Origin of the sequence: Pseudomonas cimarronensis (assembly GCF_049331905.1) — a bacterium.
Lineage (GTDB): Bacteria > Pseudomonadota > Gammaproteobacteria > Pseudomonadales > Pseudomonadaceae > Aquipseudomonas.
The window spans coordinates 851,975-864,188 of the sequence record NZ_CP186283.1; the positions used below are offsets into that span (position 1 = coordinate 851,975).

8 protein-coding genes are annotated in these 12,214 nt (G+C 64.0%); 3 read left to right on the forward strand and 5 right to left on the reverse strand.

The annotated features are described in order from the left end of the window. Window positions 1-41 precede the first annotated feature (41 nt). The 3 genes from rmf to ACOCLD_RS04080 all read right to left on the reverse strand — a co-directional run bounded on the left by rmf (window position 42) and on the right by ACOCLD_RS04080 (window position 4,538). Window positions 42-251 carry a ribosome modulation factor gene (gene rmf / locus ACOCLD_RS04070; protein ID WP_257776654.1) on the reverse strand — a complete coding sequence of 70 codons (210 nt, stop codon included), beginning with the start codon at window positions 249-251 and terminating at the stop codon, window positions 42-44. Between the two features lie 157 nt (window positions 252-408). Beyond that, entirely contained in the window at window positions 409-1,989 is a 1,581-nt protein-coding gene (gene gshA / locus ACOCLD_RS04075) for a glutamate--cysteine ligase (protein WP_422910944.1), read from the reverse strand. 221 nt (window positions 1,990-2,210) lie between these two features. Continuing rightward, window positions 2,211-4,538, reverse strand: coding sequence for a Tex family protein (locus tag ACOCLD_RS04080; protein ID WP_422910945.1), 2,328 nt, complete (start codon window positions 4,536-4,538; stop codon window positions 2,211-2,213). A 225-nt stretch (window positions 4,539-4,763) separates the two neighbouring features. On the opposite strand from ACOCLD_RS04080, the gene ompR reads away from it, so the two are divergent. The 3 genes from ompR to ACOCLD_RS04095 all read left to right on the forward strand — a co-directional run bounded on the left by ompR (window position 4,764) and on the right by ACOCLD_RS04095 (window position 10,752). Further along, the gene (ompR, locus tag ACOCLD_RS04085; protein ID WP_233683281.1) at window positions 4,764-5,498 is read left to right on the forward strand and encodes a two-component system response regulator OmpR; all 735 of its coding nucleotides are present in this window, start codon (window positions 4,764-4,766) and stop codon (window positions 5,496-5,498) included. Window positions 5,499-5,601: 103 nt separating this feature from the next. Then, complete coding sequence (locus ACOCLD_RS04090) at window positions 5,602-6,915, forward strand: ATP-binding protein (RefSeq protein WP_257776658.1); 1,314 nt, start codon at window positions 5,602-5,604, stop codon at window positions 6,913-6,915. Between the two features lie 66 nt (window positions 6,916-6,981). After that, window positions 6,982-10,752, forward strand: a complete 3,771-nt coding sequence (locus ACOCLD_RS04095) for an EAL domain-containing protein (RefSeq protein WP_422910946.1) — start codon at window positions 6,982-6,984, stop codon at window positions 10,750-10,752. Between the two features lie 114 nt (window positions 10,753-10,866). On the opposite strand, the gene rimK is transcribed toward ACOCLD_RS04095, so the two are convergent. Both rimK and ACOCLD_RS04105 read right to left on the reverse strand, forming a co-directional pair. Beyond that, window positions 10,867-11,772, reverse strand: a complete 906-nt coding sequence (gene rimK, locus ACOCLD_RS04100) for a 30S ribosomal protein S6--L-glutamate ligase (protein ID WP_108489616.1) — start codon at window positions 11,770-11,772, stop codon at window positions 10,867-10,869. Then, entirely contained in the window at window positions 11,769-12,203 is a 435-nt protein-coding gene (locus ACOCLD_RS04105) for an ATP-dependent zinc protease (RefSeq protein WP_257777425.1), read from the reverse strand. Before ACOCLD_RS04105 ends, rimK begins: the two co-directional genes overlap by 4 nt. Between the last annotated feature and the right edge of the window lie 11 nt (window positions 12,204-12,214).

Sequence of the window (12,214 nt, forward strand, 5' to 3'; positions counted from 1 at the left end):
CCGCGTCAATCCCGTTGTTTGTGTTCAGTTCTGGATAAGGCTCAGGCGCTGTGGCGCTTGTGCAGTTCGAACTGCTCGTGGCCGTCGTCCCAGCCGGCTTCCCAGGCGGCGATCAACACGTCGGCGGCCAGGGCGCGGGGGATATTGGTTTGCCCAGTCAAGCCGGCCATGTAGCCCTGCTGGTAAGCCTTGTTGAGGCTTTCCAGGCTCCAGTGCTGGTCATCTTCCTTGGTGAAGTCGGCGCAGGCCATAGCGGCAGCTCGCAGTAGATTTACCCCTGCAATGCTAGCTGCATCGCCTGGCCAGGGCTGCGCCGCTGATCCCGCTTTTGCCACCACTGGCGGGTTATGTGATGCAGTTGGCGAAACGCCGGCCTGGCTCGCACCGGCCTGCCGGGCGCGCCGGCGCTTACACGGCCAGCGCCAGAATGCTGGCCTGATAGGCCGCCGCAAAGCTGTCGAAATCACCCTCCTCGTGGGCTTCCAGCTCTGCCTGCTCCTGTAGCGACTGGGCGGCGCTGGCCTCGAAGGCTGCCTGCTGCTCGGCGCTCAGTGGTTGGCTGCGGAAGTATTCGGCGTGCTGCTTGCTCTGGCGCAGAGCGAACTCGGTAAAGCTCAGGCCTTGCTGCAGTTGTGCCAGCACCTGGGCCGAAGGTGTCAGGCTGGGATCGGCGACCTTGGCCTGTTGCGCCTGCAAGGCCTGGCGATGGGCTTCACCGCCCTGGCTTTGGTCGAGCAGCTCAGCCAGCGGCATGATCTGTTCCAGCAGCTCGCTGGCCCAGGCTTGCAGCACCACCGGCTGGCCATTGCGTTGCAGTTGCAGGCCCGGCCGGCGGCCTTCCTTGACCACGCTCAGGAAGTTGTCGGTGCAGGCATGGCATTCGCCGCTTTCCAGCAGCGGGCTGTCGGCCAGTGCGCAGAACAGCAGGAAGGCGTCGAGGAAGCGCGATTCGGTGAGGTCGATACCCAGCGGCAGGAATGGGTTGATGTCCAGGCAGCGCACTTCAACGTACTGCACGCCACGGGCCATCAGCGCCTGGATCGGCCGTTCGCCGCTGTAGGTCACGCGTTTCGGGCGGATGTTGGAGTAGTACTCGTTCTCGATCTGCAGGATGTTGGTATTGAGTTGCAGCCACTCGCCATCCTTCTTCGCGCCGATATCCACATAGGGCGGGTAGGGCGTGCCAACCGCCTGGCGCAGGCTGTCGGTGTAGCTGGTCAGGTCGTTGTAGCAGGGCGTCAGGCCGGACTGGGCGCTGCTCTGATAGCCCAGATCACTCATGCGCAGGCTGGTGGCATAGGGCAGGTAGAGGGTTTCTGCGTCCAGTTCCTGCAACTGATGCGGGCGGCCGCGCATAAAGCCCTTGTGCAGCGCCGGCGAGGCCCCGAACAGGTACATCAGCAGCCAGCTGTAGCGGCGGAAGTTGCGGATCAGCGCGATATAGCGCGCCGACTGGTAATCGCGCGCGCTGCGGGTATCGCCTTCGGCCTGCTGCTGCAGCTGCCACAGGGCTTCCGGCAGGGAGAAGTTGTAGTGGATGCCAGCGATGCACTGCATGGTTTTGCCGTAACGCAGGGCCAGGCCCTTGCGGTAGACGTACTTGAGTTCGCCGATATGCGAGCTGCCGTAGCGGGCGATCGGGATCGTCTCTTCGTCCGGCAGGGCGCAAGGCATCGACGGGCTCCACAGGTATTCGCCGTCCAGCTTGCTGTAGGCGAAGCGGTGGATCTGTTCCAGGTCAGCCAGGGTCGCTGCCGGGTCAGCCTCGGCCGGAGTGATAAATTCCAGCAGCGATTCGGAGTAGTCGGTGGTGATCTGCGCGTGGGTCAGTGCCGAACCGAGTGCGGCCGGGTGCGGGGTCAGGGCCAGCTGGCCGTTGCCGTTCACGCGCAGGCATTCGCGCTCGATACCGTGCAGGCATTGGGAAAGCAGGGAGAGGTTGGCGCGCTCGCCAAGCTGGGCCAGGCGGCGGGTTAACAGGTCGCTCAAGATTGCATTCCTTCACGCATCGGTCGCCTCAATATGGGGACGACTGCAGTGCTCTACAAGGGGGCGAGAAAACCGGCTTCAGTCGGGCGCGGTTGATAGCGCTTTATAACCCGGCGCGGGTGAAGAAGGTTATAGCTGGGCGCTGTGCTTTTGCGTCAGGGCGACGCGGCAGGGCGGGCGCGTTGCCCACGGACATAGGGCTTATGTCCGTGGGCGTTGGCTTATTTCTTCAGTTGCTTGGCATTGGCAAACAGCGCCGCCATGCCGCCGCTGGCCGGTGCGGGCTTGTCCTGGCTGGAATGGCGTTCGCTGCGCGGCGCATTACCGGCGGGTTTGCCACCTCGGGATTGACCGCCACGCGGGCCCTCGATCTTCTCGCCGGGGGTGTCGCCCATGCGCATCGACAGGGCGATGCGGTTGCGCGGGATGTCCACCTCCATGACCTTGACCTTGACCACGTCGCCGGCCTTGACCGCTTCGTGCGGGTCTTTGATGAACTTCTCCGACAGCGCCGAGATATGCACCAGACCGTCCTGGTGCACGCCGATATCGACGAAGGCGCCGAAGTTGGTCACGTTGGTCACCACGCCTTCGAGCATCATCCCCAGTTTGAGGTCGTTGAGGGTTTCCACGCCTTCCTGGAATTCGGCAGTCTTGAACTCCGGGCGCGGGTCGCGGCCGGGCTTTTCCAGCTCACTCAAGATATCGCCGATGGTCACCAAGCCGAACTTGTCATCGGTGAACTGCTTCGGATCGAGGCGCTTGAGAAAGCTCGAGTCACCGATCAGCGAGCGGATATCGCGGCCGGTGTCGGCAGCGATGCGCTGTACCAGCGGGTAGGTTTCCGGGTGCACGGCGGAAGCGTCCAGCGGGTTGCTGCCGTTCATCACGCGCAGGAAGCCGGCGGCCTGTTCGAAAGTCTTGTCGCCCAGGCGCGGCACCTTGAGCAGGTCGGCGCGGCTGTTGAACGCGCCGTTGGCGTCGCGGAAGGCGACGATATTCTGCGCCAGGGTCGCATTCAGCCCGGAGATGCGCGCGAGTAGGGCGGCGGAAGCGGTGTTCACATCCACGCCGACGGCGTTTACGCAGTCCTCGACCACCGCATCCAGCGAGCGCGCCAGCTTGAGCTGCGACACGTCGTGCTGGTACTGGCCGACGCCGATGGATTTCGGGTCGATCTTCACCAGTTCGGCCAGCGGATCTTGCAGGCGGCGGGCGATGGACACCGCGCCGCGCAGCGACACGTCCATATCGGGGAATTCCTTGGCGGCCAGCTCGGAAGCCGAGTACACCGAGGCACCGGCTTCACTGACCATGACCTTGGTCAGGTTCAGCCCCGGCAGCTTCTTGATCAGGTCGGCAGCCAGCTTGTCGGTCTCGCGGCTGGCGGTGCCGTTGCCGATGGAGATCAGGTCGACACTGTGTTTGGCACAGAGCTTGGCGAGGATTGCCAGGGTGCCGTCCCAGTCGTTGCGCGGCGCGTGTGGGTAGACGGTGGCGGTTTCCAGCACCTTGCCGGTGGCATCGACCACGGCCACCTTGCAGCCGGTGCGCAGGCCCGGGTCGAGTGCCAGGGTGGCGCGTGGGCCGGCCGGCGCGGCCAGCAGCAGGTCGTGCAGGTTGCGCGCAAACACGTTGATCGCTTCGTCTTCCGCTGTTTCGCGCAGTTCGCCGAACAGGTCGGTTTCCAGGTGGGTGTAGAGTTTGACCTTCCAGGTCCAGCGCACCACTTCACCCAGCCATTTATCGGCGGCGCGGCCACGGGCGCTGATGCCGAAGCGCTCGCCGATCATGCTTTCGCACGGGTGCATCGTGCCGGGCAGCTCGTCGCCTACTTTCAGGCTGGCGCTGAGGATGCCCTCGTTACGTCCACGGAAAATCGCCAGGGCGCGGTGCGACGGGGCGCCCTTGAGCTTCTCGTCGTGCTCGAAGTAATCGCGGAACTTCGCCCCTTCGTTCTCTTTGCCAGCGACTACACGGGCGCTGAGGGTGGCGTTGTCCTTGAGGAAGCTGCGCAGGCTGGCCAGCAGGTTGGCGTCTTCGGCGAAGCGCTCCATGAGGATGTACTTGGCGCCCTCGAGCACGGTCTTGATGTCGGCAAAGCCCTTGTCGGCGTTGATAAAACGCTCGGCTTCGCTTTCCGGCGTCAGTGTCGGGTCATTGAACAGTGCGTCGGCCAGTTCGCCGAGGCCGGCTTCCAGGGCGATTTGGCCCTTGGTGCGGCGCTTCTGTTTGAACGGCAGGTAGAGGTCTTCCAGGCGCGTCTTGGTGTCGGCCAGGTTGATTTCGCGGCTCAGCTCGGGGGTCAGTTTGCCCTGCTCCTCGATGCTGGCGAGGATGCTGGCGCGACGCTCGTCCAGTTCGCGCAGGTAGCGCAGGCGCTCTTCCAGGGTGCGCAGCTGGGTGTCGTCGAGGCTGCCGGTGACCTCTTTACGGTAGCGTGCGATAAACGGCACGGTCGAGCCTTCGTCGAGCAGCGCCACGGCGGCGGCGACCTGTTGCGGGCGTACGCCCAGTTCTTCGGCGATGCGGTTGTTGATGCTGAGCATAGGAAAAGCTACCCACACGGAAACGAAAAACCGGCCACGCAGAGCACGGGCCAGGCACGAAAGCCGCGCATTATAAACACTGCCCGGCAACGCACCGGGAACCCGTCCGGGAAAAATCTGCTAACAATGGCTTACCCGTCGGCCATGGCTCCTGAGCCATAATGCCGGCTATTGCACACTGCCAGCGCGTCCGCGCCCGGCGGATGCCTGGACAAGGAGCCCTGAATGAGCAGCACTGCACTTCCCGTTGAAGGCGAGAAAATCCTTATCGTCGATGACGACGCGCGCCTGCGTCGCCTGCTTGAGCGCTTCTTTGACGAGCAGGGCTACCGCGTGCGTGCGGTGGAAAACGTCGAGCAGATGGATCGCCTGCTGGCCCGCGAGCTGTTCAACCTGGTGGTGCTTGACCTGATGCTGCCGGGTGAGGACGGCTTGTCCGCCTGCCGCCGTCTGCGCGAGGCGAACAATCAGGTGCCGATCATCATGCTCACCGCCAAGGGCGACGAAGCCAGCCGGATCCAGGGCCTGGAGCTGGGTGCTGACGATTACCTGGCCAAGCCGTTCAACCCGCGCGAGCTGCTGGCGCGGATCAAGGCCGTGCTGCGCCGTCAGGCGCCGGTCGTGCCGGGCGCGCCGGGTAGCGAAGACGAGAGCGTGAGTTTCGGTGACTACGAGCTGTCCCTGGCCACCCGCGAACTGAAGAAGGGTGAGGAAGTGCATATGCTCACCACCGGCGAGTTCGCCGTGCTCAAGGCGCTGGTGCAGCACGCCCGTGAGCCGCTGACCCGCGACAAGCTGATGAACCTGGCCCGTGGCCGCGAGTGGGACGCCCTGGAGCGCTCCATCGACGTGCAGATTTCCCGCCTGCGTCGGCTGATTGAGCCGGATCCGTCCAAGCCACGCTATATCCAGACGGTCTGGGGCGTGGGGTATGTGTTTGTGCCGGACGGCAATAAGTGATTCGTAGGTTGGCGCTGAGCGCAGCGAAGCCCAACGGTCTGTTCGCGAGCCTTGTGTTGGGCTTTGTCGCTGCGCGCCTCAACCCAACCTACATCGAGTTGTGATGAAAACCCCTCTCTGGTTCCCGCAAAGCTTTTTCGCCCGCACGCTGTGGCTGGTGCTGATTGTGGTGCTGTTCTCCAAGGCGCTGACCCTGGTTTATCTGATGATGAACGAGGACGTGCTGGTGGATCGGCAGTACAGCCACGGTGCGGCGCTGACCCTGCGCGCCTACTGGGCGGCGGACCCGGAAGACCGCGCGACCATCGCCGAGGCCGCCGGGCTCACCCGTGTGCCGCATGAGCAGGTGCCGGCCACCGAGCAGCACTGGCCCTACAGCGAGATTTTCGAGCGGCAGATGCGCACCGAGCTGGGCCCGGACACCGAGGTGCGGGTGCGCGCCAAGAGCCCGCCGGCGCTTTGGGTGCATGCACCGAGCCTGGGTAATGACTGGCTGCGGGTGCCGCTGTACCCGCACCCGCTGCGTGGTCAGCGGATCTGGAGCGTGCTCGGCTGGTTCCTCGCCATTGGCCTGTTATCGACGGCGGCGGCGTGGATTTTCGTGCGGCAGCTCAATGCACCGCTGAAACGCCTGGTGTTTGCTGCGCGGCAACTCGGCAAGGGCCGCAGCGTAAGGCTGCCGGTCGGTGATACACCGAGCGAAATGACCGAGGTGTACCGCGCTTTCAACCAGATGGCCGAGGATGTTGAGCAGGCTGCCCGTGAGCGTGAGCTGATGCTGGCCGGGGTGTCGCATGACCTGCGTACGCCGCTGACCCGCCTGCGCCTGTCCATGGAGTTCCTCAACACCGATTCGGAGCTGACCGAGGATATGGTCCGCGATATCGAGGACATGGATGCCATTCTCGACCAGTTCCTCGCCTTTATCCGCGACGGCCGTGACGAGCCGCTGGAGCAGCTCGACCTGCTGGAGCTGATCCGCGAGGTGGTGGCGCCCTACAACCAGAAGCAGGAAATGGTGCGTCTGTGCCTGGAGCCCGTGCCGGCCTTTCCCCTGCGCCGGGTGTCGCTCAAGCGCCTGCTGGTCAACCTGATCGAGAATGCCCTGCGCTACGGCTGCAATGCCGTCGAGGTGGCGGTTTCCCTGTCGAGCGATCACAGCGCGCCCTACGTGGTGCTCAGTGTGCTGGATCGCGGTACGGGGATTGATCCGGCCGAGCTGGGCAGCATCTTCAATCCCTTTATTCGCGGCGATCGTGCCCGCGGTGGGCAGGGCGCGGGCCTGGGCCTGGCCATCGTCAAGCGCATTGCGGCGCTGCACGGTGGCAGTGTCGAGTTGCGCAACCGCTCCGGCGGCGGCCTGGAAGCCCGGGTATGCCTGCCGCTGGGCCTGCTGTTGCCGCGCGACGCCGTCTAGGGGCGCTGGCATACTGTCATCGTTGCGCTGAACTATGCTCTATCAGCGTCATGACATGAGGTCAGCATGCCTGTCGTTCCAGCCCGCCTTTCTGCATGGACTTGGTTGCTGCCGCTGCCACTGCTCCATATTGCCACCTGGTTTTCCCTGGCGACCCAATTCACTGACGGGGCGGCGCTCTGGTACCTGCCATTTGCCCTGGCCCTGGTGTTGGTGCTCTGGTGGGGGCCGCGGGTGTTGCTGGCGGTGTACCTCAATGCGCTGCTTTGTGTGCCGCTGTGGGACCTGGACTGGCGCTTGGCGCCGCTCTATGCCATCCCGGAAACCCTCGGGGTAACCCTGGCTTGGCTGCTGTTACGGCTGCGCCCGTTCGACCCGGCGCTGCCTGATCTTGGCCACCTGCTGCGCCTGATGCTGCTGGGCGTGTTGCTCCCGGCCATCCCCATGTCGATTGGCGTGCAGGGCAATCTCTGGCTGACCGGGCATATTCCGCTGTCGATGCTGCCGTCCGGCAGCATGACGTTGTGGCTGGCCGATAGCCTGACCGCGCTGGCACTGGCCATTCCGCTGCTGGTATACCTCACCCCTTGGCTACGGCGGCATGGCTGGCTACGTGGCCGCGCGCTTGCCGGCAGTGAACAGGTGCCCCAGGTGCTGCGGCAGTTACCGCCCTGGCCGTTGTTGCTGCTCTTGCTGCTGGGCTTGCCCTGGCTGCTCGGCGTATTGCCATTGATCCTGAACCTGCCGCTGCTGGGCGTGATGATGCTGGGGCTGGCCCTGGTCTGGGGCTTTGCCGGCGGCGTATGTGGGGCCATATTGAGTGTGCTGATGGTGCTGATCCTGCCGCTGTTGCGCGGCCTCGGCGATACCAACGCGTGGCTCGACCCGCAGCGTCTGGAGCTGCATTTCAGCGTGCTGCTGTTCATGATCGCCGCCCTGCTGGTGGGGCGCAGCCTCAGTGACTTGCGCCAGGCCCTGGCGCGCAGTGCGCAGATGCAGCAACAGCTGGCCCTGGCCAATCTGGCACTGGAAGCTAGCCCGCTGGGGGTGATCATCGCCGATGCGCGTCAGCCCTCCTTGCCGCTGATCTACTGCAACCCGGCCTTCGAGCAGATCACCGGCTACACCCGTACGGAAACCCTGGGCAACAACTGGAACTTTCTGCTGCGTGATGATCATCAGCAACAGGGGGTCAGCCGTTTGCAACAGGCGGTGCGTGATGGCGTGGCCTGCGATGTGGTTCTGCGCAGTTACCGCAAGGATGGCCAGCAGTTCTGGAACGAACTGACCCTGGCGCCGATGCGCGACGAGCAGGGCATCAGCCATTATGTTGCGTTGCAGAGTGATGTGACGGCTCGCGAACAACTGGCCAGCCAGGTGCGCCTGCAGAGTGACGAACTGCTCAAGCAGAGTTACCTGTTCAGTCAGACCGAGCACATCGCCAACCTCGGTGGCTGGGTGCTGAATATGCCGCAGCAGACCATGGACTGGAGCGCTGGCTGCTTCCGCATCTACGAACTGGACCCGAAAAACGGCACGCCCGACCTCAACGAAGCACTGAGTTACCTGGATGCCAGCGGCCGGGTACAGGCCGAGCAGACCCTGCAGCAATTGATCGATGGTCAGGAGCAGTTCGACATCGAGGTGCGCCTGCTTACCGCCAAGGGCAAGACACGCTGGTTGCGTATCCGCGGTATCAGCGAGCGCGACGGCAGCGAACTGGTGCGGGTGTATGGCGCATTGCAGGATGTCAGCGCGCGCAAATATGCCGAGCAGCAGTTGCGCGAGCGTGATGAACGTCTACGGCTGTTCTTCGAAGCCCCGCTGATCGGCATGGCCCTGACCAGCCCGAGTTTTGCCTGGGAGGAGGTCAACCACAAGCTCTGCAGCATCCTCGACTGTAGCCGCGAGCAGCTGTTGGCCAGCAGCTGGGAGAGCCTGTCGCTGGAGGACGATCTGCTGGTCGAGCAGCCGCTGCTGGATCAGGTGCTCAGCGGTGAGCGTGAAGGCTTCGAGCTGGAGAAGCGCTTTCGCCGCGCCGACGGCAGCCTGGTGCATACCCGCGTCAGCCTGCGTGCCGTGCGCCACAGCACCGGGCGGGTGCGCATGTTCCTGTTGCTGGTGGAAGACATCAGCGAGCGTCTGCAGGCCGAAGCGCGCTACCGCACCATCGTCGAGAACGCGCCGGAAGCGATCATGCTGTTTGACCTGCACGGCACGCTGGTCGAGTGCAACGAGAATGCCTTGCGCCTGCTGCGCTATAGCCGTGAAGAAATTGCCAGCAAGCGCGTGTTTGAACTGAGCCCAGGCAAGCAGGCCGACGGCCAACTGACGGCCGAGCTGGGCCGGGTTTATTTGCAACGTGCGATGGCCGGCGAGGCGCCGGTCTTCGAATGGTTGCACCGTGACAGCGCTGGCCGGCAGATTCCCTGTGAAGTGCGTCTGGTGCGCATGCCGGGCGAGCCGGTGCTGATTCGCGGCAGCGTCACCGATATTTCCGAGCGGCAGCGTTATCAGCGTGAGATCGAGCGACTGGCCTTCAGTGATGAGCTCACCGGGCTGCCCAACCGGCGCCTGCTGCTCGACCGCCTGCAACATGCCATGGACCGCGAGCTGCGCGAGAACACCCTGGGCGCCTTGCTGTTTATCGATCTGGATCACTTCAAAACGGTCAACGACAGCCTGGGTCACCTGGTCGGCGACGGACTTTTGCGCGAAGTCACGGCGCGCCTGGCCAGCGGCCTGCGCGCCGAAGACACCCTGGCGCGGATGGGCGGCGACGAATTTGTGGTGCTGCTCGAAGGGCTCGACAGCAACCCGCAGCTGGCCGCCGAGTCCGCCGCGATCACTGCCGAGAAACTGCTGAAAAGCCTGGTCGGCACCTGCTGGATCGACGGCCATGAGCTGTCCATCAGTGCCAGTATCGGCATCGCCCTGCATCCGTTTGGCAGCCAGCTGGCCTCCGATGTACTGAAGCAGGCAGATACCGCGATGTACCGGGCCAAACAGGGCGGGCGCAATGCGCTGCACTTCTTCGCCCCGGAAATGCAGGCGGCTATCGACCAGCGCCTGCAGCTGCAGAGCGAGTTGCGTCAGGCCGTGCAGCGCAATCAGCTTTATCTGGTGTTCCAGCCACAGTTGGCCCTGAGTACCGAGCGAGTGACCGGTGCCGAGGTGCTGCTGCGCTGGGTGCACCCGGAGCGTGGCGAAATCATGCCGGCGGACTTTATCCCGTTGGCCGAAGAAACCGGGCTGATCGAAGAGCTGGGCGGCTGGGTGCTGGAACAGGCCTGTGCGACCCTCGCGCGCTGGCTACCGCAGTGGCCGCAGCTGGTTCTGGCGGTCAATCTCAGCCCACGCGAATTGCGCCAGCGCAGCTGCGTGACGCGGATCAGTGAGTGCCTGCAGCGCCATCAGGTGCCAGCCACGGCGCTGGAGTTGGAGATTACCGAGGGCGTGCTGCTGGAAGATGTCGAACAGTGCATCAGCAATATGCAGGCGCTCAAGGCGCTCGGCGTGCGTTTCGCCATCGACGACTTCGGCACCGGCTACTCCTCACTCACCTACCTCAAGCGTCTGCCGCTGGATCGCTTGAAGATCGACCGCAGCTTTACCTGGGACATGGACGGTGAAGACGGCAGCGGTCTGATGCTGGTGCAGACCATTCTGGTGATCGCCCGCAACCTGGGTCTGGAATGCGTGGCCGAAGGTATCGAGAGCCAGTGGCAACTCGACTGCCTGCGTCAGCATGGTTGTTCGCTGGGGCAGGGTTACCATTTCAGTCGACCATTGAAGGAGGCGGATTTTCAGGCCTGGTTGGAACAGCGCCAGCTGTAGGCTCGAGCATGCGTTTCGGCATCCCTGCCGCGTCCTGTAGTGATCTGCAATACCGGCCCGGCCATCCTTGGCCGTGCGTTCGCCGGGGCGAAGCATGCTTCGCCTATATCCGGCTCACCCCTTACCCTTGGTGCGCGTCAGGTGGGGGCCGCCGTTCTTCTCGATGTACTGGATGATCATCCCGGCAACGTCCTTGCCGGTGGTGGTTTCAATGCCTTCCAGGCCCGGCGATGAGTTCACCTCCATCACCAGTGGGCCGTGGTTGGAGCGCAGGATATCCACCCCGGCCACGCTCAGCCCCATCACCTTGGCCGCGCGGATGGCAGTCATGCGTTCTTCCGGAGTGATCTTGATCAGGCTGGCGCTGCCGCCACGGTGCAGGTTGGAGCGAAATTCGCCGGGCTTGGCCTGACGTTTCATCGCTGCAATCACCTTGTCGCCGACCACGAAACAGCGGATGTCCGCGCCGCCGGCTTCCTTGATGTATTCCTGCACCATGATGTCCTGCTTGAGGCCCATAAAGGCCTCGATCACCGACTCGGCGGCAGTGGCGGTTTCGCACAGCACCACGCCGATGCCCTGGGTGCCTTCCAGCACTTTGATCACCAGCGGTGCGCCGTTGACCATCTGGATCAGGTCGGCAATGTCATCCGGCGAGTGGGCAAAACCGGTGACCGGCAGGCCGACGCCGCGGCGCGACAGCAGTTGCAGCGAGCGTAGTTTGTCCCGTGAGCGGGCGATGGCCACCGACTCGTTGAGCGGAAAAACGCCCATCATCTCGAACTGACGCAGTACGGCGCAGCCGTAGAAGGTCACTGAGGCACCGATGCGCGGAATCACCGCATCGAAGCCTTCCAGCGGTTTACCGCGGTAATGGATCTGCGGCTTATGGCTGGCGATGTTCATGTAGGCGCGCAGGGTATCGATCACCACCATCTCGTGGCCGCGCAACTGTCCGGCTTCAACCAGGCGGCGGGTGGAATACAGGCGCGGGTTGCGCGACAGCACGGCGATCTTCATTGGGCACCAGAAGGGTCAGCAAGGGTGGGTTTGTTTTGTACGTAGCTCAGCGCCGGGTTGACCAGCAGTTGCCCGGCAATCAGCGCTTTGGAGCCAAGCAGCACGCGGTAGCGCATGGTCTTGCGGCAGGTCAGGGTGAACTCCACCGGCCATTCGCGCTCACCCAGGGTCAGGGTGGTGCGGATGACGTAGCGCGACTGACTCTGGCCGTTGGAGCTTTTGATGGTCTTTACCGACACCAGCTGTGCCTCGCAGCGATGTCGGCGTTGCACCAGGGTGCCGAGGTGCGCGGTGAAGCGTACCCAGGGCTGGCCATCGCGGTCGAACGGCTGGATATCGCTGGCGTGCAGGCTGGACGTGCTGGCCCCGGTATCGATCTTGGCGCGCAGGCCGACCATGCCCAGTTCCGGCAGGTTGATCCATTCGCGCAGGCCGATGACGC

Excerpts from the sequence above, each read along its gene's own strand:
- rmf (WP_257776654.1), bottom strand. The coding sequence starts at position 251 with ATGGCCTGCGCCGACTTCACCAAGGAAGATGACCAGCACTGGAGCCTG.
- ompR (WP_233683281.1), top strand. The coding sequence starts at position 4,764 with ATGAGCAGCACTGCACTTCCCGTTGAAGGCGAGAAAATCCTTATCGTC.
- ACOCLD_RS04095 (WP_422910946.1), top strand. The coding sequence starts at position 6,982 with ATGCCTGTCGTTCCAGCCCGCCTTTCTGCATGGACTTGGTTGCTGCCG.
- ACOCLD_RS04080 (WP_422910945.1), bottom strand. The coding sequence starts at position 4,538 with ATGCTCAGCATCAACAACCGCATCGCCGAAGAACTGGGCGTACGCCCG.
- rimK (WP_108489616.1), bottom strand. The coding sequence starts at position 11,772 with ATGAAGATCGCCGTGCTGTCGCGCAACCCGCGCCTGTATTCCACCCGC.
- ACOCLD_RS04090 (WP_257776658.1), top strand. The coding sequence starts at position 5,602 with ATGAAAACCCCTCTCTGGTTCCCGCAAAGCTTTTTCGCCCGCACGCTG.